Genomic DNA, 22419 nt, shown 5'->3' with positions numbered 1-22419 from the left:
GCAAAATAAAACGGTTATTATAGCAAATATCGGTTAAAATAGCCCAAATCCGTTTTTATTTTGGAAAAATCATGAACCTATTTACCCTAGCCCAAAACTTAGCCCCACAGCAAACCCTATCAGAAGTGGCAGGCTACCTTGCCAAAAGCCAAAATCCGTATATCAAAAAAGCCTTCGTCCATACTTTTGCCAAAGCCTACAACATTGATTTGGCAGAATATGAACGTGGTAATTTGGACGATTATGACAGCTTCAACGACTTTTTTACCCGTGAATTAAAAGCAAATGCCCGTCCGATTGACGAGACGACAGACGGCATTGCCTGCCCTGCTGACGGCAAAATCAGCCAAATCGGAGCAATCACAAACGGGCAACTTCTCCAAGCCAAAGGACGGGATTATGACGTAGGGCAACTTTTGGCGGATTTTGAGCTGGGTAAGGCGTTTGTGGACGGCTCATTTGCCACGATTTATCTTGCCCCGACCAATTACCACCGTGTGCATATGCCCTTTGACGGCACGTTGGTTGCCACACGCTATGTGCCAGGGACGCTGTTTTCGGTCAATAACACCACTGCCGAGAACGTCCCTGACCTGTTCGCCCGTAACGAGCGGTTGGTGTGCGAATTTGACACCGCTTTTGGGCGTGCGTGCGTGGTGCTGGTTGGGGCGATGATTGTGGCGGGGATTGAGTCTGTGGCGACAGGGGCTATCAAACGCACACCCTACATTCAGCACCGCACGCATGACATCACGCTCAAAAAAGGCGATGAGCTTGGGCGGTTCTATCTGGGTTCTACCGCCATTATCGTGTTACCAAAATCGGCAAATGCCATATGGGGCGATGAGTTTGTACATGGTAAGACGGTTGTAATGGGGGGGAGAATTGGGCAATTTGCAAAATCTCAAACCATGCCTTAAACTAAACGCCATTACATCATTATGATGACGTTGGGTAGCAATTGTTCGCCTAGCTTTTTTAACAATCAAAAAATATGGGCTAGATATTACCAATCTAGCCCGTAAAACTTCTTTTTGGCGTGATGAATTAAACCAATCTCTCCCCACTGACAATCACGCCATTATTATCGGCATAGACCCAATCGCCGTCATGAATAACCACCCCACCAATCACAATCGGCAGACCTGTCTCGCCCACGCCTTTTCTTACGCTCTTTTTGGGAATGCTTGCCAAGGCTAGCACACCAAGGCTCATCTTGGCAATCTCGTCCACATCTCGCACACAGCCACAGATGATGACCCCTGCCCAGCCGTTGTCCACCGCTGATTGGGCAATCATATCGCCCATTAACGCACATCGCATGGACGCACCGCCGTCCACGACTAGGATTTTGCCTTGTCCGTCTGTGGCAAGCAGTTCTTTGACACGGGAGTTGTCTTCAAAGCATTTAACCGTAACGGCTTGCCCGCCAAAGGTTGTGATTCCGCCATAGTGCTTGAACGATTTGCCGTCTATCATGGGCGGTATGACGTGAATGGTTTTGTCTTCGTTGTCGTCCAATAGGTCGCAGGTGATGAAGTGGGTCATGATTTTGTCCTTAAAAACGAAATGATTTTTAATATAGCGATTTTAAAAATATTTGTCAAGACAATGCTACTTTGCCATCAAAAACTTGACCAATTCATCATTTGCCACGTTGCCTTCAAACAGTTCGCCATTTTCGCCATAGACGGCAGGCGTGGCGATGATGGCAAGGGGGCGGACTTTGGCGATGTTGGATGACAGGTGGTTGTCGTCATTACCGCATTGGTTGCCTGCCTTGACCCCTTTCATGGCAAGGTCTAGGAGCTTGGCACGTTTGGCATTATCACGCTCGCACCAGATTTGTCGCATGGGCTCGGGTGACTCGTCATAGACAGGGTAGCCGATGACTTTGACGGTAATGCCTTTGGCGGTAAGATTGGGGATGTTTTTGTGAAGTATCTTGCAGTAGGGGCAGTTGATGTCGGTGGCGACATAGACGACCGCTCGCTCGTCTTTGGCAGGATAGATGGTAAGATTGGTAGGGTCTAAGGTGGCAAGCGTGTGGCGGTTTTTGGCGGTCTCAAAGGCGGTGTCAAGTCCGCCAAGTTTGCCGTTGGCAATCACGCTGATATCGCCCCCGATGACATAACGAGCGTCTGCACTAACCAAAAATGGCGTACCATTTTGGGCAACCGCCCAAAGCAACCCTTTGATACTCGTGTGAAAAAACACGGTGTCAGGCGTAACTAGGGGTAGGGCGTTCATGTTGGCAAGCAGGGCGATTTTGTGGTCTTCGTCTATCGGGGTGCCTGTGGGCTTATCGCTCATGATGGCAGGGTCGATGGCGTGAATGGTGCTAGGATTTGGCTCGGCGGTGGCGTTAATCACATAGCGAGCATCAGGCGTGATAAGCAGACTCTCGCCTGTGGTCAGCGTTACCATCAAAAGCTCGCCAATGCCTGTCGGGGTGATGGTGCGAACGGGCGTGGCAAGTCCGATTTGGTGTAGGGTTTGTTTGATGAGTTGGTCGTCGCTTGCGGTAATGGGGGCAGGTACCTGGGCGGTGCTTGGCAGACTGACGGTGGTAGTTGTGATGGCAAGACTTAGGGCGAGTAGTGTGCTAAATGTTTTCATGGTTTATCCCAAAATGATTTGGCATAGATTATACCCCAAAATCTAAGCTAACGAGAGCCTTTTACAACTTCCCCACAATTTGACAAGGTTGGGCAGTAAACACGATGGATAGAAGCTCATAAAAATTGGGGCGGTGGCGTATTTATTGTTTAAATAAACACGTCAATCCGCCCAAATTAATCAAAACTGCCCAATCTCATCATCACTCAAAAAGCGACATTCGCCCATGTCAAGCCCGTCTAGCGTAATCGTGCCAATGCTTGCTCGGTGTAGCTCTATCACTTTATTGCCAAAATACGCCATCATGCGTTTGACCTGATGATATTTGCCTTCGGTCAAAATAAGCGTGGCGTGAGTCTCGTCTGTAAACGACAGCTCGGCAGGGCGAGTTTTTTCAGTATCGCCTTCTAGCAAGATACCGTTGGCGACTTGTTTTATGGCGTATGCTTGCTCGTCAATGGTCATGGGGTCGGCAAGCGTGATTTCATAGCGTTTGGGCTGATGACGCTTGGGACTGGTAACTCGGTGTAGCCACGCTCCGTCATCGGAGAGTAATAACGCCCCTGTGGTATCCACATCAAGCCGTCCTGCGATACGCAAACTTGCCACTTCGGGTACGGCAATCAGCTCGGTAACGATAGGGTATTCTTTGGCTTTTAGCGTGCATTCAAAGCCGTCTGGCTTATAGAGCAAAATATAACGGCTACCGTCCGCCACCGACAACGGCTCGCCTGCCCATAGCACGTCATCATCGGCGTTGATATGTACGCTACCGTCTTTGACGACTTCATCGTTTACCGTAATCTCGCCACGGTGCAGGATTTTTTTGCATTCACTGCGGGAGAGTTCAGTGGCTTTGCTTAAAAATTTGTCTAGTCTCATTGTGTGGTCTCAGGTGTTTTGGTTTAAAAATAACGGTGTTTAGTGTATCATACTTATGTATTTTTAGAAAAATTTTCGCATGACCTACCATACCTTATCTGCCCCTTGCCAAGCGGTTTATGAAATCAAAAAAAGCGAATTTCTCGCCTTTGCTTATCCCATCAGCCAAAAAGACGAAGTGATGTTTCACGTGGAACACTTGCGTGAGAGATACCCTGACGCTCGTCATCATTGTGTTGCCTATATCCTAGGCGACCCACACAACACCACGCACGCAGGTTTTGACGATGACGGCGAACCTAACGGCACGGCAGGCAGACCGATTTTAAATGTCTTACAGCATAAGGCGATTGGCAATGTGCTGGTGGTGGTCGTGCGGTATTTTGGCGGTATCAAACTTGGGGCGGGTGGACTGACACGAGCTTACGCCACCGCCACACAGCTAGTCGTGGATGAGATGACCCTTGTGTTATTTGTGCCAAAATCGGTGGTTAAAGTCGCCACCACTTTCGCCCACGAAGCCCAAATCCGCTATCTGGTCGGGCAAGCTGGTGGTGAGATTTTGGAGGCGGACTATGCTCACAATGTCGTGATGACCGTAGAGCTAGACAGCGAAAAGGTGGACGAGTTTGGGGAGAGTCTGGGGGTTTTTGGAGAGTTGTTAAGGCAAGAGTGATAAAAAGACACAAAAAAGTCCGTACCAATCATGGCACGGACTGCATGAGTGAGCTGATTATTTTTTCTCTTCACGCACTTTATTGATAAGAAAATCAACCACTTGGGTAACCTTGGCACCATCGCCTGCAACCACATATTTGCCATGTACGACAACGGCAGGCACGCCCGTGAGCTGATAGTTTTTCGCCCCTGCTTTTGAGCGTTCTAGTTTGGTGGTAACGGCAAATGAGTCGTAAGTGGTGTTAAACTTGGTTTTGTCCACGCCTTGGGTGGCATACCAGTCGGCAAGGGTTTCTTTAGATCTGTCCACACGTTTGCCGTCTTTGTGGATGGCGTCAAATAGAGCTTGGTGGGTTTTTTCTTCATAACCCATAATTTGGGCGGCATAAAAACCACGGGCAGGCACTTCCCACACAGGGTTCATGGCGGCAGGCGTGCGGAAAAACGCCACGTCTTTGGCACGGGTTTTTGCCCATTTTTGCATGTGTGGCTCTAAGGTATAACAGTGGGGGCAACCATACCAAAAGAACTCACGCACCACGATGACATCACCAGCGATTTTCTCAGGGTTGGGCAGGACTTTGTAGTCTTGACCTTCAACAAAATTGGCATGAGCCATGCCAGATAGACCGACCGCCAATGCAAGGGCGGTGAATTTAAGGGCGTTTTTCATAAGAAATCCTAGATTGGCACAGTGCCAACAAATCGTTTTGGTAAAACCAAATATGGGTAAATAAAAATATCGCATAGTTTAACTTATTTTTGCCAAAATTGGGTAATAGAATTCTTAATCAAGCGTTGTATTATGTAAATTTTTATGAAATCTGCCTAAAATTTAAGCATTCTTAAATAGACAATACAAAATTTGCCAAAATCTGCACGAAAAGCAAGGGAAAAAGTGGTTAAAAACCGCCAAAAATGGTAAGATAAGTCAATTTATCATTTGGGATAGCTCATGACTGCACACACCACCCACAATGCCGACTTTGACGAAATTGGCAAATTTACCCGCCTTGCTGATGAGTGGTGGGACAGACAAGGGGCATTTAAGTCCTTGCACGACATCAATCCCTTACGCCTTGACTGGATAGAAGACCAAACGTGTACCTTTTTTGGTTCAAAATTAAATGGCAAAAAGGTGCTGGACGTGGGCTGTGGCGGCGGTATTTTGTCGCATTCTATGGCGGTGCGTGGGGCGGACGTGTTGGGCGTGGATTTGGGGGAGCAAAACCTGCAAGCAGGGCAGATTCATGCTGAGCGGACAGGCATGACCGACACGCTCGCCTTTCGCTGTGTGGCGATAGAAGAGCTTGCCAAAGAGCAGGCAGGAACGTATGACGTGGTAACGTGCATGGAAATGCTAGAACACGTCCCTGACCCGTCTGCGATTGTGCGTGCGTGCTTTGCCTTGTTAAAGCCCGATGGCGTGTTTGTAACGTCCACCATTAACCGTAACCCTAAATCCTACCTGTTTGCCATCGTGGGGGCAGAATATGTCCTACGCCTTGTGGATAAAGGCACGCACGATTTTAACAAATTCATCACGCCTGCCGAGCTTGATGACATGGCTATCAAGGCAGGATTTGCTCGTGATAACATGACGGGGCTACATTATAACCCTCTAACCAAGCGGTTTTGGCTATCCGATAGCAATGTGGACGTCAACTACATGATGTCTTTTACCAAAGGCAGTGGCAAGGGTCAAAGCCCAAAGGCGGTGGGCTGATATGACAAAGCTAAAAGCGGTTTTATTTGACTTAGATGGCACGCTCATTGACACCGCCCCTGATTTTATCCGCATCATCAAACTCATGTGTGCCAAGCACAATCACCCTTGCCCCACTGATACCGCCATTCGTGAGCAGGTCTCGGCAGGGGCTAGGGCAATGGTGCGTTTGATGTTTGGTGATGAGCTGGCGGACGTGGCGGACACCGATGAGCGAATGCTTGCCTATCGCCAAGAGTTTTTGGATTTGTACGAGCAGGACATTTGTGTGGATAGCCGACTGTTTGATGGCTTAGATGATTTGCTTAACACCCTAGAAAATAAAGGCGTGGCGTGGGGCATTGTTACCAATAAGCCTAGATATTTGGCAGAACAGCTTTTGGATAAATTAGACCTTACCAAACGCTGTGCGGTGCTGGTTTGCCCTGATGATGTGGTAAATACCAAGCCTGACCCAGAGCCGATGTTTTTGGCGTGCAAAAAGCTAGACACAGACCCCAAAAACTGCATTTATGTGGGCGACCATATCAGAGACATACAGGCAGGGCGAGCGTCTGGCATGATGACGGTGGCGGTGGGGTTTGGCTATATCGTCCCCGATGAAAACCCCCATGAGTGGGGGGCGGATAAGGTGGTGGATACGCCTGATGAATTGGGGCGGTTGGTGTTGGGAATGGTTTAAGCCGTTGCCAATTTGACAATGCCAATTTTAAAATGATGAAAATTTAACCGCTTTTTAATTTTTCATTTAAAATATGCGTACCACACACCTTTTAAATGAAAAATCTGATTGGTGCGTCATACGCACTTTACTGCCGTTAAGCAAGCATAAAATTATTTAAATTTAACCATATTTTAATTTTCTCTTAACAAAACAAATCAGTACCCAACCATGACGACACCAGACATTTTAAATTACACCCCAACCGCCAACAGCCTAGCCGACAAGATTATTCTAGTAACAGGGGCAGGAGACGGCATTGGCAAGGTAGCAAGCCTAACCTATGCCAAATGTGGGGCGACTGTACTTCTGCTTGGCAAAACGCAGTCCAAGCTAGAAGCGGTCTATGATGAGATAGAGAGCTTGGGACTTGCCACGCCCGCCATTTTGCCCATGGACTTAGAAAAGGCGAGCTTTGCCCAGATGAATGAGCTTGCGACCCTGATTCAAAAAGAGTTTGGGCGACTAGACGGCGTGCTACATAATGCAGGCGTGCTTGGGGCATTGACACCTTTGGAGATGTATGACCCCATTACCTTTGAGCAGGTCATACACGTCAATGCCACAGCCGTGTTTATGCTCACCCAAGCTCTGTTTCCACTACTGATGTCCGCCCCCAGTGGTTCGGTGGTGTTTACAAGCTCTGGCGTGGCAAAAGTACGACCCTTTTGGGGGGCGTATGCCTTATCCAAACAGATGATAGAAGGCATGAGTACCATTTTTACCGAAGAGACCAAAAACCACACTGCTTTGCGGTTTAACTGTATCAACCCAGGGGCGACTCGCACCAACATGAGAGCCCACGCCTTTCCAGGGGAGAATCCTTTGACCCTAAAAACACCCGAAGACATCATGCCTGCCTATGTGTATCTCATGACCGACATGGCAAGCGGAATAAAAGGGCAAGTAATACATTGCCAACCCAAATAACATCAGGGCGAGCGTTCGCCCTTTTTTGTGGGCGTACGTCTTTGTACTTGAAATTTAAACGAAAATTGATAAACTATAAAAATACCCAAATCCTAATCTTATAATCATTTAGCTTTAAAATACACCCATTGGCAGTAAGGTGCGTATCACGCACCAATAAGATTTTCTACTCAAAAGGTGCGTGGTACGCACCCTACCATACGACTTATAAGGTTGAGAGCAGGGTAAATTATGACAAAACATTTTGAGCATTCACATGGATTTATTACAACATTTATTTTTAATCGCCATATTGATATTGGTGTCAAGTTTTTTTTCAATTTCTGAAATTGCCTTGGCAGGGGCAAGAAAATTGAAATTAAAACTCATCTCCGAAGGGGGCGACAATCGTGCCGACAAAATCATGGATTTGCAAGAAAATTCGGCGGACTTTTTTGCGACAAGTCAAATCGGTCTAAACGCCGTTGCTATTCTTGGCGGTTCGGTGGGGGAAGGGGCGTTGCGTCCTTATTTTGCCCAGTTTATCGGACAGTTTTATCAAGGGCAATGGACAGAGAGCATCGCCTTTTTTACGAGCTTTGCGGTGGTAACGCTGATTTTTATCCTATATGCTGATTTGATTCCCAAACGCATTGCGATGATAAACCCCGAAAAGGTCGCCCTAGCGGTCATCAATCCCATGCTCGTGGTCATCAAGGTGGTCAAACCGCTTGTGTGGGTTATCAATGGCATTGCCAACGCCACGTTTCGCCTGTTCAAAATCAATACCGTGCGAGAAGAGAGCATTACCTTTGATGACGTTTCCGCCATTATGGATGCAGGGGCAGAAGCAGGTGTGGTGCTGCAACAAGAACAGCATTTTATTGAAAATGTCTTTGAGCTAGAAGAGCGTACTGTGCCGTCATCGATGACCGTGCGTGAAGATGTGGTGTATTTTACCTTGGGCGAGTCCGAAGAGTCCATGCGACAAAAGATAGCCGAGTTTCCGTATTCCAAATTTTTGGTGTGCAATGAGACCATTGACCAAGTCATCGGCTATGTCGACACCAAGGACATTTTGGTAAGACTGCTCAACAACCAATCTTTTGTACAGCTTAACGAATCTACCATTCGTAACGTGCTGATTATCCCTGATACGCTAACCCTTTCTGAGCTTTTGGATAAATTTCGTGCCAGTAAAGAAAAATTTGCGGTCGTCATCAACGAATATGCGTGGGTGGTCGGGGTCATCACATTGTCCGACATCATGATGACGGTCATGGGAGACTGGGGGTCGCCCATTGAAGAAGAACAGCAGATTATCCGCCGTGATGAAAATTCTTGGCTTATTGACGGTAGCACGCCCATTGATGATGTCAAGCACGCCCTTGATGTGGTGGAGTTTGAAGATTGGGATCATTATGAGACGTTGGCGGGCTTTATCATGTATCGCTTGCGAAAGATTCCACGCCCTGCCGATTTTGTGGTGCATGAAAATCTAAAATTTGAAGTGGTGGACATTGACCATTATAAGATTGACCAAGTGCTGGTAACTCGTCTGCCAAGTGATGTCGAAGAAGTGGCGGATAGGGACTGGATGTAGGGCGATATGCATTTTTGAAGATGTTTAAAAAGTATTAGGGCGGAATAATTCGCCCTTTTTTATGCAAAAATGCCAAATCATCACCGCATCAACCATGCTATAATATTTATTTCACATCCAACAGACTTAGATTATGAGCCTATCTGACATCTTGCACCATCGCCGTGCCGTGCGTGAGTACTTACCCACGCCGATTGACCCCAACATCGTCAAGGACTGCCTAGCCCTTGCCACACTTGCCCCGACCAGCTCTAATATGCAACTGTACGAGTGCTATCACATCACCGATAAAGCCACACTCGCCACACTCGCCAAAGCCTGCCTATCCCAAAGCTCTGCCACGACCGCCGACCAAATGGTGGTGTTCGTGATACGCCCTGATTTGCACAGACAGCGTGCCACATCGGTATTTGCCTTTGAGCGTGAAAACGTGCGTACATATAGCCCTGCTCATAAGGTGGACAGACGCATTAAGAAGTTTGACCATTATTATAATCGGCTCATGCCCCTGCTCTACACCCAAGATGTGCCACTGGTGGGGACGGCAAGAAAGGGCGTGGCGTGTGCCATCTCAAAGGTTCGCCCCATGCAAAAGGACGTCTCAAAAGATGACATTCGCATCGTCATGCACAAAAGTTGCGGGCTGGTCGCTCAGACGTTCATGCTTGCCATGAGTGAGCGTGGGCTTGATACTTGTCCCATGGAGGGCTTTGACGGGGCGATGATAAAGACCCTGCTTAGACTGCCTGCCACCGCCGAGATTAACATGGTGGTGTCGTGCGGTCTGCGTAGCGAGCAGGGTGTATGGGGCGAGCGGTTTCGTGTGCCGTTTAATGAAGTGTATCGGCAGATTTAACGCTTTGCAAGGTTGTTTGGCAACTCAATAAGTCCAGCACTAGACGGATAAAGCCATGTCTATGTGATTGCCAAAGACGGCAGGCACTTGGATAAATAGGGAATTGGCATACAGATAATCTTCCCCACTTTCATCGATGATTCGCACCATGCCCAACTGCTCTGCGGTTGGGTCGTCTAGCTGTTTGTAAAGTTTCATGGCTTCCAAACTGGCAGGGTAGTCTTTATTATTAATGCACAACAACCATTTCATGATAGTAACCTTTTGATTTTATAGTGAATTCTATTCAAAACACAACAAAGGTTTTTTCGTTCGTGGTGAGCTTGTCGAACCATGATAAGGAAAAACCGTTACCCTTCGACAAGCTCAGGGCGAACGGTTTTTTGTATGGTTTTGATATGAATTGAGTATATACTCAACCGCACCAATGCCATGATATTCGTACCAATGGATTTCGGCTTCATAGACTTCGTTGTTTATTTTGACAAGGCAAAAGCCCTTGCATTTTTTCCAATTAGTTCCGCCATAGGTCGTTTTAGGCGGTTAATGTCTCTGATAGCACCCATTTTGGCAAAGCAATCTTTACCAGTAATGGGTGGTATGATGTCAAAATTCATGGGTTATTTTACCATTTTTAAAGCGGTTTGGGTCTGCATTGTAAAACAATCACTCCCCATGCTTATCTTCAAATGCCTGATGTTCGGCTTGATATAACTTGCCCAGTCGCTCTTGGGTGGGTTTGTCAAGCAGTTTTCTGGCTTCTTTAAAAAACTCATTTTCTTCTTCTTTTAAATGGTGCAAGGTCTCATCAATAAGCTCTTGTGCTGTCTTAAAAAACCGCTCGTCCCCTGTTCGTCCATCGGACAGCACCGCCATCATCTCGTCCATCTCATGATGTTCAGCAATGGCGTGGCGAGAGAGTTCTAACCCGTCATCAAATGCCATCACAGGCACATACAGATGACGCTCTTCGGCGGCGGCGTGGGCTTCTAGCTCATTTTTTAGGGGAATAAAAGCACTTTCGGCTTTGGGGCGGTCTTGTTGGCTAATGGCACGTTGAAAATCTTGGCACAGTTTACGCTGAATGTCGTGATGATGAATGAGTGTGCTAAAAATGTCTGACTGGCTCATGGCTTGTCGCTCCTTGTGGTTGGTGTGTTGGTTATTTTAGTTGGTGTTAAAGTCCAATTTGAAAATTAAATTTAATGTTAAAAAGGCATGAGTTGCCCCATGCCTTTAATCCATCTATTAATACACAAAATCCTTAATATCACGAATGACAAAGTGGTTCGGCTGACCTTGTGCAGGGATAGCCCCGATGACCGTTGCCCCTTTGACCTTTTTAAAGCGGTCAATTTTCTCTTGGGTTAGGTCGGCAGGATTGGCACGCCCGATATACACCTTACCATCGGCGGTGTGAAAGTAGAGCATGGCGTATTCTTTGCCTTGCACTGTCTTGCGCTCGGTGGTGAAATTGGTGATGTTGGTTAGTACGGTCGGCTTTTTGAGTTCGCCAACGGCTTGGGATAGAGCGTTGTTAAATGCCCCTTGCAAGCCGCCAAGCTCAGAGACGTCAATATTGACCGTTTGTCCGCCTTGTGTGGTGCTATATACGTTGGGCGTTGCGTTGTTGGTGCCGGTGGTGCTCACGCAGGCACTTAGGGCAAAGGTAGTTAGAGCTAACAAAGATAAGGCTTTGATTTTCATAATATTTTCCTAATAAAGGGAGTGTAGTATAAACACGATTATCATAACAAAATAACCCGCCCTTGACAACGCAAGCCCGCCCATCTGTACAAAACAGCGACATTTTAACATAAGTAATTACAAAAAAACCGCCCCATAAAGAGCGGTTCGGGAGACATAACACCCAATTATTTGCGTTTTTTACCGCCTTGTACGGCTTTAAAACGGGGATTGGATTTACAAATGACAAAGGTGCGACCACGACAGCGAACCACTTGGCAATCTTCGTGGCGAGTTTTGGCGGATTTGAGTGATGATAGTACTTGCATGATACTCTCCTGTCAGAGCTGGAATAAATAACCTAGGATAAATAAAATGTTATAATATACCAAAAATAAGCAAAAAACAAGAGAATTGAGAATAATTCTTGTAAATTATCCGTATTAAAGGGGAGTTAAATGGTAAATTAAGATGACTGTAACACCGCAACCATATTTTTTAATAGGGTAATTTGTTCGTCCTTTTGGGTGAGTAGTTCATCTTTGTGGGTAAGGGCTAATTTTAATTTCTCATTTTCCAAAATTAGGGCATTGTCGCTATGATAATAATTGGAGCTGTGTTGGCTATTTTCACTAATTAAGCAAATGCTTTGGCGTTCATCACTGAATAAATCGGTCATGCCAATCCCAAACACCGCCGTAATCTGCTCCAACCTATCAAGGCTTGGGCGACTCTCGCCACGCTCTATCTTGGCATAGCCGTTTTTGGACAGTCCGAGCTGTTCTGCCATGTATTCTTGCGACCACTGTTTTTGCTCTCTAAATTTACGAATGTTGTCATGTAATGGCATGGCTTACTTGTCCTGTATGTATCCCTAAAAGTGGGTTTTTGGTGTTACTTGGGGTTGGTTGTGTAATATTAGGGATAGATTATAATAAGATTGCTAACATTTAGCAAGGGGCTTGTGGCTGTTGCTAGCTGTTTAAAATTATTAGTTGGGGCAAAATAGGAAGTTAAAAATGAACTTTATCGCAAAAACCTTTGGCGGATTGTCGTTGCAGTATTATATCCGCCATTTCTTATTTGGTTGTATTTTTTATGGCTTGATACTTTATATGCTGTTTAGCAAAGGCTTTCAAGCTGGCGATATCATGACTGTGATTATTTTTACGGTCATGCAGTTTCTGTATCCTTATTCAAGATTTGTTTATGAAAGTGTGGTGGATTATGTATTGGGCGACAACCTATTCATGTTTCCTGCTCCGATATACTTATTTTTCAAACTCATGACCATGATGTTGTGTTGGGTGTTTGCTGTTTTTATCGCACCGATTGGATTGGCGTATTTGTATTATTACCATTCCAAAAATTCCTGATATCAAAAATACCAAAATTTAATATTTTGGTATTTTTTTGAAAATAAAAACCCGCTAAGCCCAACGCCCAAATACCAAACTGCCATTCGTCCCGCCAAAGCCAAAGCTGTTAGAGATGGCATAATCCACGCCATTTACTGCCCTTGCCGTGTGGGGAATGTAGTCAAGCGTACAAGCAGGGTCGGGGTTGTCTAGGTTGATGGTGGGGGGCAGGGTTTGGTGTTGTAAGGCAAGCACGGTAAAGATGGCTTCTACCGCCCCTGCCGCCCCAAGCAAATGCCCTGTCATGGACTTGGTGGAGCTGACTAGAATATCCTTGCCAAACAGGCTCTCGATGGCACTGCTCTCCGCCACGTCCCCTGCGGGCGTGCTTGTGCCGTGGGCGTTGATATAGCCAATGTTATCTGCACAGATACCGCCATCGGTCAAGGCGTTTTGCATGGCACGTTTAGCACCATTACCGTCTGTTGGGGGAGCGGTGATGTGGCTTGCGTCATCGCTCATGCCAAAGCCGACCACTTCCGCCAAAATCGTTGCCCCACGAGCCTTGGCATGAGCGAGGCTTTCTAGTACCAATGCCCCTGCACCGTCCCCAAGCACAAAGCCGTCTCTGTCCTTATCAAAGGGGCGAGAGGCTCGGATGGGTTCATCGTTGCGAGTGGATAGGGCGTGCATCGCCCCAAAGCCTGACATGCCAAGCGGTGTGCTTGCCTTCTCGCTACCGCCCACCAATACTGCATCCAAGTCGCCATAGGCGATGAGCCTTGCCCCAAGCCCGATGGCGTGCGTGGACGTGGTGCAAGCGGTCGATGTGGCAAGGTTCGCTCCTTTTAGGTTGTGGCGAATGGCGATGAGTCCTGCAGGCATATTGACGATGGAACCTGGGATAATAAAGGGCGAGACTTTTTTTGCTCCATGTTCACGCAAGGTATCACGGCTGTTTTCAATGGTTTGTACACCGCCAATCCCTGACCCCATGACCACACCAAAACGCTCGCCATCTACATTGACAGGCAAGCTGTCACCCTTGACACATGTTATCAGGCCAGCATGGTATAAGGCCTGAGCGGAGGCAATTTGGGCGTAGTGTATGAATTCATCAAATCGGCGAATCTCTTTTGGGTTCAAAAATTCTTTGGCATTAAAATCCTTAACCAATCCTGCAATGCGAGAGCGAAATTCACTCATCTCACAGCCATCAAAATCAGGTATGGCACGAATACCGCTCACGCCGTTTGTCAAGTTTGCCCAAATGGTGTCCAAATCATTGCCCACAGGGGTAATCGCCCCCATGCCTGTAACGACCACCCGTTCGTGGTCGGGGCGTGCGTGGTGTGGGGTTTTGGCAGGGCGTGCTAATGAAGTCATGGCATCTTCCTAAAAATTTTGTTACAAATTGGCTTAGGGCGTGTTGAATATTGGTATTTGCAATGAAAAATAGGAAAAATCGCCCGTTTTTCAAGGAAAAAACGTAGGCTGATAGTCATTCTATCAGACAAGTTTTTGACGCAGAAAAACAATCCGACCACTTAACCATATAAGTTTTTAAGATTTTAACTTAACTTTTTAAATTAAGTGGTCGGATAGCCATTTTTCATGCAAAAATTGATTAAAATTGTCAAATTTTCATCTTATTTTTATAAAAATGTTATCAATGTTCAACACGCCCTATTCTAGCACGTTTTTACAAAATTTAAAGTTTACATTTGTATATTTTTAAAAATTGATAAAAAAGGGCGAAAAAATTGAACCGACCCCCAAATCTTAGACATAAGATTAAAGGTTAGGTTGTTGCAAGTGGTTGTATTAACCCTAATTGGACTAAGTTTCTGTACTTAACAGGACTTAGTCCTTTTAATTTGCTCTTTATTCTATCATGATTGTAGTAGTGTATGTACTCATCAATCACTTGTTTAAGTTCATCTGTTGATGTAAATGTGGTTGTCTCATAAAATATCTCTTGTTTTAGCGTACCAAAGAAGCTCTCTATCACAGCATTATCCAAACAATTGCCTTTTCTTGACATGCTTTGGGTTAAGCCTTGTTCTTTTAGGGTTTGTTGATACTGGTGCATTTGATAGTGCCAGCCTTGGTCTGAATGAATGATGGGTTTGTCATCCATCTTTTCTTGGCTTAGCTTGGATAGGGCATCATTTAACATCTCTTTGTCCAACTCATACGTTGGTCTGTCCTTCATCGTATAACTGACAATCTCACCATTAAACAAGTCGATGATGGGCGATAGGTAGAGTTTTCTTTGAATGACACTGCCATCATTTGCCTTGTCTTGTACTTTAAACTCTGTGATGTCTGTTGCCCACTTTTGATTGGGTTTGTCTGCTTTAAAGTCTCTTTTGAGTATATTGTCCTGAATGGTATCTTTGCCCATTGTGCCTTTGTAAGTATTAAACTTACGTTGACGACGAACCAATGCTTTGAGTCCAAGTTTAGCCATCAGTCGTTGCACTCGTTTATGATTAATGACCATGCCTTTTTGGGCAAGCTGATTGTTAAGCTCTGATGTGATTCTACGATAACCATACCTGCCCTTGTGTTGGTGGTAGATGTGGTTAATGTGTTCTTTTAAGTCAAGGTCTTTGTCAGGCTTTGTACTTTGACGAATGTGGTAATAAAACACACTTCTTGGCAAGTTTGACACTGCCAATAAGTCAGCAAGTTTGTGCTTATGCCTTAATTCTTGGATGATCAGGACTTGTTCTTTGTTTGTACTGATTGTTCCTTTTGACGAATTAAGGCATCTAGCTTTTTTAGATAGTCATTCTCTGCTCTAAGATAGGCAAGTTCATCAAGCAAATCATCCACACTTTTTTCGTGGTCTTGTTTGGTTTTCCAAGTTGATTTGGTTTTATTAGCGTTGTGTTTGTTTGACATTGCTTTTTTGCCTTTGGGTTTGGGTATTAGTCCCATTATACCAAAGGCTTGGTAGGACTTTAACCAAGTTGACAGTAAAGAAGGTTGTGGCAGATTAAGCTCTATGGCAAGTTGTGTAAGCGATTTGCCCTGTTGTATGGCTTGAACGGCATTAAGCTTAAAATCTGTGTCATAGACAGCCTTTGTGTGTCGTCTTTTTATGCCATCAATGCCATGTGCTTGATAGAGTTTAACCCATAGCTCTACGGTTGTGTGGTTTAGATTAAAGTGTTTGGCGGTTTGTTTGTAGCCATGATGATTAAGATAATACCCAATCACAGACAGTTTAAAGTCGGTTGTGTATTTTGCCATAAAAAGCACCCCAAAGGTTAGTGTGTCTAACTTTTGGGGTGCGGTTCAAAATACGCCCCTTTTATTGCCATCAAACAGGACGCACCGCAATGCCCTTATCTTTCAAATACGCCTTTAACTCACCCACGTCAATCATGCCCTTATGGAACACGCTTGCCGCCAATGCCCCATCAATGTCAATGTTAAACACGTCATAAAAATGGCTCATCTGCCCTGCTCCGCCTGAGGCGATGAGTGGCACGGTGCAGTGGGCTTTGACAAGGGCAAGCTGAGTCAAATCATAACCTTGTCGTACGCCATCTTGGTTCATCATGTTCAGCACAATCTCTCCTGCCCCACGGGCTTGCACTTCTTTAACCCAATCGATGACTTGCCATTGGGTTTTGCGAGTTTTGGTTTCATCGCCTGTGTATTGATTGACCCAGTAGGTGTCGGTGCTGTCATCGTACCAACTGTCAATGCCCACCACCACCGCTTGCACGCCAAACCGCTCAGCAAGGCGACTGATAAAGTCAGGATTTTCAAGGGCAGGCGAGTTGATTGACACCTTGTCCGCCCCATAATTAAACAGCGTCTCAGCGTCCGTGAGCGTGCGAATGCCCCCCGCCACACAAAAAGGAATGTCAATGACCTGTGCCACCCGCTCCACCCACGATTTGTCCACCGTGCGACCGTCCGATGAAGCAGTAATGTCATAAAACACGAGCTCGTCCACGCCCACATCGGCATAGCGTTTGGCAAGCTCTACAATATCGCCAATGGTCTCATGATTGCGAAATTGCACGCCCTTGACCACTTGCCCGTCCTTGACATCAAGGCAAGCGATGATTCTTTTGGTTAGGCTCGTTAGCATTGTGTCGCCCCTTTCAAATCCACCTTGCCTTCTAATAACGCACGCCCCACGATAATGCCAAAAACGTTGGTTTGTTTTATGGCTTTAATGTCATCAAGACTGCCAATTCCGCCTGATGATTGGATATTCAGCGTGGGATATTGCTCGGTTAGGTTTTGATATAATGCCACATTACTGCCTGATAATGTGCCGTCTTTACTAATATCGGTGCAAAGAATATGGCTAAGACTGACTTCTAGATATTCATCAATAATCGCTTCTAATAATACACCGCTATTTTCTTGCCAACCGCTAATGGCAATAAAATTTTGATTATCAATGATATTCACATCAAGTGCCAAAACGAATTTATCAGCACCGTATTTTTTAAACCAATCTTTTACGGTGTCTTTTTGTTTGATTGCCATTGAGCCAATTACCACTCGTTTTGCCCCAATATCAAATAAGGCTTTTATTTCATCTTCGCTTCTAATACCGCCCCCCACTTGCACTTCGGCATTGGTGGATTTGATGATTTGTTCAATAAGGGTAATTTGGCGTTTGTTCGGGTCTTTTGCCCCTGTCAAATCCACAAGGTGCAAATAACTTGCCCCATCACTCACATATTCGGCAAATTTATCAATGGGATTATATGTATAAGTGGTTTGTTTGCCATAATCGCCTTGGTGTAAGCGCACCACTTGCCCATCAATTAAATCAAGGGCAGGGATAATGATTGGTGTTGTCATAAAATTTTCCTAATTTTTGAAATATTAGTTTGTTTTAAAAAGTATGCTATAAGGAAAACCGTTCGTGGTGAGCTATGCCTGCCCATGATGGTTTTCCGCCACCCGCAGGCATAGCTCAGATACCATGATACCCCACCTAAGTCAATGGTTTTTTAAGTATCTGGTATCTAGTATCTTACAAACTAACTTAAAGATACTTGTTGCTCAAAGGATGTTTGGGTTTTGATAACACCAAAACAGATATGTACCAATTTACGCATACAAGCACATAAGGCTTGCATTTTGGTTTTACCGTTTTGTTGTAATCGTTCATAAAATGCCTTAATGGTGCTATTATAACGAATGGCACTCATTGCAGACATATACAGCTTAGCACGCAAAGAGACTTGCCCTTGTTTGGACAGTTTGGTTGCTCCCTTAAAGACACCTGACTGTCTTTGTTTGGGTATTAAGCCTAAAAACGAAGCCATCTGTGAGGCTTTTTTAAATTGTTTGGTATGTATTAAGCATACCACTTCTTTGGCAATAACAGAACCAATACCGTCAATGGTTTCAAGTAAGGTTTTGTCTTGCTTTAAACTTGGTTGTTTGTCAACAAAGTCATCAATGTCTTTGGTGAGTTTGGCAATTTCCTCTTGAAGGACACTGATGACTGTTTGCATGGATGCTTTAACCAAATCGGGCAGATTGGGTGATAAGAGCAACTCTTGTCGGTTTTGCTCTCGTTGCAAATCTTCTTTGAGTGCTTCTAAGCGAGCCAATAGAGCTTTTAGCTGTTTGGCTTCAATGCTAGGTGCTACCCAAACCTCAGGCTTGTGGCTATAACCATACCTTGATAAAATAATGCTGTCTTTTTTATCAGTTTTATGGATTACCCCCAAACTGTCTGCAAATTTGCGGACATAGTTAGGATTGACAATGCTTTGCTTGATATTATTATCATCAAGAAACTCACTTAGGTGTTCATGATAAACCCCTGTTGCTTCTAGGATGATGTGTAGCTCATCAAGATGATTGCTGACATTGGTTTTTAACCAAGCAAGCAGTAAATCAAAGCCTGCTTTGTTGTTGTTAAAAACCTTGGTTTTTACTTTATTTGTGCTTGGGTTTATAAATGCAACATCAAACTTTGCTTTGCTGATGTCTATGCCAATATAGTGTATCATCTGTCTCTTGCCTTGTTTATGCAGTGTCTGTTTTAATAAACGCACTTAGATACCATTCAGAGTTAAGATGACAAGCAAAGGACACCATCTGAGCACCAGTGTTAAGACACTAAGGGCGAACCCGTGTTCTCTTTGCTTGTATAACCCAACAACATTCTAGCAGATAATCTAGGTTTGGTGTTGGGTTGATACAAGGGCGAACGGAAAACCTAGTTCAGCATACTTTTTGGGCTACTGTCTAATTTAAGTGGCTTTAAATATTTTCAATAAAATTTTGCAATAATCTTGCCCCAATTTTACCTGATTTTTCGGGGTGAAATTGCATGCCATAAAAATTATCTTTTTGTACCATCGCACTAAATGGCGTGCCATAATCACAAGTGGCAATGGTATAGTCATTTACTGCCATCGCATAACTGTGAACAAAATAAACAAAATCGCCATTTTTAATACCATCAAATAAGGGGTGCGATATGTCATCAAAATAAATTTTATTCCAGCCCATGTGCGGTAAGGGTAAATTACCCACGTCTAATTTTTGGGTATGATTGGGGATAAGATTTAGGGTGCTGATATTATGCGTTTGGCTTTCGGCAGAATATTCGCCCAATAACTGCATTCCTAAGCAAATACCAAGCAGGGGTTTGTTGATTTGGCGAATGATAGGAATTAATCCTTTTTTATTCATCTCATTTATGGCAAATTCTGCCGTCCCCACACCTGGTAAGATAAGTTTATCGGCGGATAATATCTCATCGGCACTGTCCGAGATAGTAGGCGTGATACCCAGCCGTTCAATGGCGAATTTGACTGACGTTAAATTGGCACACCCTGTATCAATGATGACTAATTTCATAAAAAATCCTTATAAATTTGGTTTTAATTCAAAAAGTATGCCGTTAAGAAAACCGTTCGTGGTGAGCCTGTCGAACCATGACGGTTTTCTTTCACCCTTCGACAAGCTCAGGGCGAACGGAAAACCTAGTTCAGCATACTTTTTAAGTCAGTATTATAAACTTTATAATAAACCCTTAGAGCTTGGCAATTCATTACCTTCAATTCTAATACATTGACGCAAGGTTCTGCCAAATACTTTAAACAGACTTTCTATTTTGTGGTGGTCATTATCGCCCTTGACTTTTAAATGCAAAGTCGCCCCCATCGCCACGGCTAATGAAAAAAAGAAATGTTCGGTCAATTCGGTGCTAAAATCACCCACTTTTTCTCGTTTAAATTTGCCTTTAAATTTTAAAAAAGGTCTATTAGATAAATCCATTGTGCATTCGGCTCGGCATTCGTCCATCGGTAGCACAAAACCAAAGCGGGCAATGCCTTTTTTGTCGCCAATGGCTTGTTTTAGAGCTTGCCCTAAGGCAATGGCAACGTCTTCTACCGAGTGGTGTTCGTCTATCCACAAATCGCCTTGGCAATTTACGCTCATTTTAAATCCGCCATGCGTGGCAATTTGGTCTAGCATATGGTCAAAAAAGCCAATGCCCGTGCTAATTTCATTAACCCCTGTCTCGTCCAAACATACCTTGACAGATATATCGGTCTCTTTGGTTTTTCTTTTAATCTCGCCAATGCGTTTTTCACGCTCGCCAATATTGGTAACAGGCTCTTTTAAGAGCTTTTCGGTAATTAGTTCCCAATTTAGATTATCAGGGCTGTATTTTAATCCGACAATACCCAAATTTTTGGCAAGTTCAATATCGGTGTCTCTGTCGCCAATGACAAAACTGTCATTTTTATCAAATAAATTGTTATTGATATATTCAGTTAAAAGTGCGGTATTGGGCTTTCGGCAATCGCAATTATCTTCTTTAAAATGCGGACAAATTAAAATATCATGAAAGACAATGCCTTGTGAATTAAAAATATCCAGCATGGCGTTATGCGGTTTGTCAAAAGTCTCTTGGGGGAAACTCTCCGTACCTAAGCCGTCTTGATTGGAAACCATGACAAGGCGGTATTTTTTTTGTAATGCCAATAGGGCAACAATTACGCCTTTTTCTAATTTTAATTTTTCTAGGCTGTCAATTTGAAAATCGGTTTTTGGTTCGTCAATGAGCGTGCCGTCTCGGTCAATAAATAATGTGGGTTTCATAAATTACCTTTTATAAAATGGGGGTTAAAATGATATGTTTGCCTTTATTAAAATTGGTTATTTAAATTTGTAAATATTTTAATTAACAACAAATTAAAAAATTACAAATTCTTTAATGCGTCAATCACCGCTTGATTTTCGTCTTGCGTGCCGATACTGATACGAATACAATCGGCAAGATTTAAGGCGGTGGTTTGATTGCGTAGAATAATGCCCATCTCCCAGAGCTTATCAAATACCGCTTGCCCTGATTGGAGTTGATTGTCAAATTTGACCAAAATAAAATTGGCAGAACTTGGATAAATCGCTTTGACAATCGGTAAGGATTCTAATTCACGCACAAGCCACGCTTTATTGTCAAGGGTGGTTTTGACGTGGGTTTGCATTTGTCCGATACCGTCATCGCTAAGAGCAGTGGTGGCGATAAGGGCGGTGGGGGTAGCAATGGGGTAGGGGGCGATGATTTTTTGCATGGCACTGATGATTTGGCTATTAGCTAGGGCAAAACCACAGCGAATCCCTGCCAGCCCAAAGGCTTTTGAGAGCGTGCGAACGATGATAAGATTGTCAAAATTATCAAGCTCACGGGCAAATGACTTATCCACACAAAAATCAATATACGCTTCGTCCAACGCCACAATCGCCCTATCTTTTGTCATGGCAAGCAGGGCAAGAATGTCATCATGGGCGAGCAGGTTGCCTGTGGGATTGTTGGGACTGCACACAAACACGACTTTTGTGCCGTCAAGGTTCGCCTGAATTTGGGGCAAATCAAGGTTAAAATCGTCCGTCAAAGGCACGGTTTTGGCACGAATGTCAAAGGCGGTGCTACTAACGGCATACATGCCATAGGTGGGCGGACAGTACAGCACAGAGTCGGCAGGCTCGCAAAAGATGCGAATGATAAGCTCAATGGCTTCATCGCCCCCACGAGTGGTAAGCACCTGCTCAGGGCGAACCCCTGCATAGCGGGCATAACGGTGGATAAGCTCGTCAGGCTGTGGCTCGGGGTAGCGGTTTAGGGTGTCAAGCCCGAGAATGTTGGGCGATGTGGGGTATTCGTTGGCGTTTAGCCAAATGGTGCCGTTTCCGCCAATTTTGCGAGCGGACTGGTAAGGGGTTAGCTCTTGGACGGACGATTTGATTAGGTGGGTAATCATAGGGTTTCCTTGTGTGTTTTGGGTTGGGCGGACAATCGCCCTGACACTTGTTATCAATAAAAAACCTAAAATTTAAAAGGTTTTGCAAGGGCGAATTGCAATTCGC

The 22419-nt window shown here is 44.8% G+C and carries 26 protein-coding genes; 8 read left to right on the top strand and 18 right to left on the bottom strand.

Going from position 1 to position 22419, the window contains the following annotated elements; translation table 11 throughout:
* Positions 1-71 precede the first annotated feature (71 nt).
* On the top strand, positions 72-920 hold the full coding sequence (asd, locus tag AAHK14_RS04225; protein ID WP_065256833.1) for an archaetidylserine decarboxylase: 849 nt from the start codon (positions 72-74) through the stop codon (positions 918-920).
* A gap of 127 nt (positions 921-1047) precedes the next feature.
* Here the strand turns inward: asd and rraA are convergent, their stop codons facing one another.
* From rraA to AAHK14_RS04210, 3 genes are all read right to left on the bottom strand, one after another.
* Positions 1048-1548, bottom strand: coding sequence for a ribonuclease E activity regulator RraA (rraA, locus tag AAHK14_RS04220; RefSeq protein WP_065256834.1), 501 nt, complete (start codon positions 1546-1548; stop codon positions 1048-1050).
* Between the two features lie 66 nt (positions 1549-1614).
* Positions 1615-2619, bottom strand: a complete 1005-nt coding sequence (locus AAHK14_RS04215; protein ID WP_065256835.1) for a DsbC family protein — start codon at positions 2617-2619, stop codon at positions 1615-1617.
* Positions 2620-2799: 180 nt separating this feature from the next.
* The gene (locus tag AAHK14_RS04210) at positions 2800-3501 is read right to left on the bottom strand and encodes a pseudouridine synthase (RefSeq protein ID WP_065256836.1); all 702 of its coding nucleotides are present in this window, start codon (positions 3499-3501) and stop codon (positions 2800-2802) included.
* Positions 3502-3580: 79 nt separating this feature from the next.
* Between AAHK14_RS04210 and AAHK14_RS04205 the strand changes: the two genes are divergently transcribed.
* On the top strand, positions 3581-4177 hold the full coding sequence (locus AAHK14_RS04205; protein WP_065256837.1) for a YigZ family protein: 597 nt from the start codon (positions 3581-3583) through the stop codon (positions 4175-4177).
* A gap of 57 nt (positions 4178-4234) precedes the next feature.
* Here the strand turns inward: AAHK14_RS04205 and AAHK14_RS04200 are convergent, their stop codons facing one another.
* Positions 4235-4852 carry a thiol:disulfide interchange protein DsbA/DsbL gene (locus tag AAHK14_RS04200; RefSeq protein ID WP_065256838.1) on the bottom strand — a complete coding sequence of 206 codons (618 nt, stop codon included), beginning with the start codon at positions 4850-4852 and terminating at the stop codon, positions 4235-4237.
* A gap of 282 nt (positions 4853-5134) precedes the next feature.
* Here AAHK14_RS04200 and ubiG point away from each other — a divergent pair, with 282 nt between their 5' ends.
* The 5 genes from ubiG (at position 5135) to AAHK14_RS04175 (ending at position 9994) form a co-directional block, all read left to right on the top strand.
* Positions 5135-5905, top strand: a complete 771-nt coding sequence (ubiG, locus tag AAHK14_RS04195) for a bifunctional 2-polyprenyl-6-hydroxyphenol methylase/3-demethylubiquinol 3-O-methyltransferase UbiG (protein WP_065256839.1) — start codon at positions 5135-5137, stop codon at positions 5903-5905.
* Position 5906: 1 nt separating this feature from the next.
* Positions 5907-6587: an HAD-IA family hydrolase gene (locus AAHK14_RS04190; RefSeq protein WP_065256840.1), complete on the top strand. Its 681-nt coding sequence runs from the start codon at positions 5907-5909 to the stop codon at positions 6585-6587.
* A 210-nt stretch (positions 6588-6797) separates the two neighbouring features.
* Positions 6798-7556 carry a YciK family oxidoreductase gene (locus AAHK14_RS04185; RefSeq protein ID WP_065256841.1) on the top strand — a complete coding sequence of 253 codons (759 nt, stop codon included), beginning with the start codon at positions 6798-6800 and terminating at the stop codon, positions 7554-7556.
* A 256-nt stretch (positions 7557-7812) separates the two neighbouring features.
* The gene (locus AAHK14_RS04180) at positions 7813-9138 is read left to right on the top strand and encodes a hemolysin family protein (protein WP_065256842.1); all 1326 of its coding nucleotides are present in this window, start codon (positions 7813-7815) and stop codon (positions 9136-9138) included.
* A 133-nt stretch (positions 9139-9271) separates the two neighbouring features.
* The gene (locus AAHK14_RS04175) at positions 9272-9994 is read left to right on the top strand and encodes a nitroreductase family protein (protein ID WP_065256843.1); all 723 of its coding nucleotides are present in this window, start codon (positions 9272-9274) and stop codon (positions 9992-9994) included.
* 39 nt (positions 9995-10033) lie between these two features.
* Here AAHK14_RS04175 and AAHK14_RS04170 read toward each other — a convergent pair whose 3' ends face one another.
* From AAHK14_RS04170 to AAHK14_RS04150, 5 genes are all read right to left on the bottom strand, one after another.
* Complete coding sequence (locus AAHK14_RS04170; protein ID WP_065256844.1) at positions 10034-10246, bottom strand: hypothetical protein; 213 nt, start codon at positions 10244-10246, stop codon at positions 10034-10036.
* Positions 10247-10660: 414 nt separating this feature from the next.
* Positions 10661-11125 (bottom strand): hemerythrin domain-containing protein, encoded by a 465-nt coding sequence (locus AAHK14_RS04165; RefSeq protein ID WP_065256845.1) that lies wholly within the window; start codon positions 11123-11125, stop codon positions 10661-10663.
* Between the two features lie 117 nt (positions 11126-11242).
* Entirely contained in the window at positions 11243-11701 is a 459-nt protein-coding gene (locus tag AAHK14_RS04160) for a hypothetical protein (RefSeq protein WP_065256846.1), read from the bottom strand.
* Positions 11702-11868: 167 nt separating this feature from the next.
* Positions 11869-12009: a type B 50S ribosomal protein L36 gene (ykgO, locus tag AAHK14_RS04155; protein ID WP_194092731.1), complete on the bottom strand. Its 141-nt coding sequence runs from the start codon at positions 12007-12009 to the stop codon at positions 11869-11871.
* 137 nt (positions 12010-12146) lie between these two features.
* Complete coding sequence (locus AAHK14_RS04150) at positions 12147-12530, bottom strand: helix-turn-helix transcriptional regulator (RefSeq protein WP_064602132.1); 384 nt, start codon at positions 12528-12530, stop codon at positions 12147-12149.
* A 169-nt stretch (positions 12531-12699) separates the two neighbouring features.
* On the opposite strand from AAHK14_RS04150, the gene AAHK14_RS04145 reads away from it, so the two are divergent.
* A complete protein-coding gene (locus tag AAHK14_RS04145; RefSeq protein ID WP_065256847.1) occupies positions 12700-13056 on the top strand; it encodes a hypothetical protein in 357 nt (118 codons plus the stop codon).
* 54 nt (positions 13057-13110) lie between these two features.
* Here AAHK14_RS04145 and fabF read toward each other — a convergent pair whose 3' ends face one another.
* The 9 genes from fabF to hisC all read right to left on the bottom strand — a co-directional run bounded on the left by fabF (position 13111) and on the right by hisC (position 22313).
* Positions 13111-14424 (bottom strand): beta-ketoacyl-ACP synthase II, encoded by a 1314-nt coding sequence (fabF, locus tag AAHK14_RS04140; RefSeq protein WP_065256848.1) that lies wholly within the window; start codon positions 14422-14424, stop codon positions 13111-13113.
* A 415-nt stretch (positions 14425-14839) separates the two neighbouring features.
* Entirely contained in the window at positions 14840-15760 is a 921-nt protein-coding gene (locus AAHK14_RS04135) for an IS3 family transposase (protein ID WP_346818244.1), read from the bottom strand.
* A 2-nt stretch (positions 15761-15762) separates the two neighbouring features.
* Positions 15763-16299, bottom strand: coding sequence for a helix-turn-helix domain-containing protein (locus AAHK14_RS04130; RefSeq protein WP_065256690.1), 537 nt, complete (start codon positions 16297-16299; stop codon positions 15763-15765).
* A gap of 70 nt (positions 16300-16369) precedes the next feature.
* Positions 16370-17152, bottom strand: coding sequence for an imidazole glycerol phosphate synthase subunit HisF (hisF, locus tag AAHK14_RS04125; protein ID WP_065254939.1), 783 nt, complete (start codon positions 17150-17152; stop codon positions 16370-16372).
* Positions 17146-17880: a 1-(5-phosphoribosyl)-5-[(5-phosphoribosylamino)methylideneamino]imidazole-4-carboxamide isomerase gene (gene hisA / locus AAHK14_RS04120; RefSeq protein ID WP_065254938.1), complete on the bottom strand. Its 735-nt coding sequence runs from the start codon at positions 17878-17880 to the stop codon at positions 17146-17148. Before hisA ends, hisF begins: the two co-directional genes overlap by 7 nt.
* A gap of 182 nt (positions 17881-18062) precedes the next feature.
* The gene (locus AAHK14_RS04115; protein WP_083108321.1) at positions 18063-19091 is read right to left on the bottom strand and encodes an IS110 family transposase; all 1029 of its coding nucleotides are present in this window, start codon (positions 19089-19091) and stop codon (positions 18063-18065) included.
* Between the two features lie 208 nt (positions 19092-19299).
* Entirely contained in the window at positions 19300-19902 is a 603-nt protein-coding gene (hisH, locus tag AAHK14_RS04110; RefSeq protein WP_065256944.1) for an imidazole glycerol phosphate synthase subunit HisH, read from the bottom strand.
* Between the two features lie 162 nt (positions 19903-20064).
* The gene (gene hisB / locus AAHK14_RS04105) at positions 20065-21153 is read right to left on the bottom strand and encodes a bifunctional histidinol-phosphatase/imidazoleglycerol-phosphate dehydratase HisB (RefSeq protein ID WP_065256945.1); all 1089 of its coding nucleotides are present in this window, start codon (positions 21151-21153) and stop codon (positions 20065-20067) included.
* Positions 21154-21254: 101 nt separating this feature from the next.
* On the bottom strand, positions 21255-22313 hold the full coding sequence (hisC, locus tag AAHK14_RS04100) for a histidinol-phosphate transaminase (RefSeq protein WP_065256946.1): 1059 nt from the start codon (positions 22311-22313) through the stop codon (positions 21255-21257).
* Positions 22314-22419: the final 106 nt, after the last annotated feature.

Source organism: Moraxella sp. K1664, from assembly GCF_039693965.1.
Lineage (GTDB): Bacteria > Pseudomonadota > Gammaproteobacteria > Pseudomonadales > Moraxellaceae > Moraxella.
Note: the sequence above shows the minus strand (reverse complement) of the source record. Positions and strands in the feature narration are given on the sequence as shown.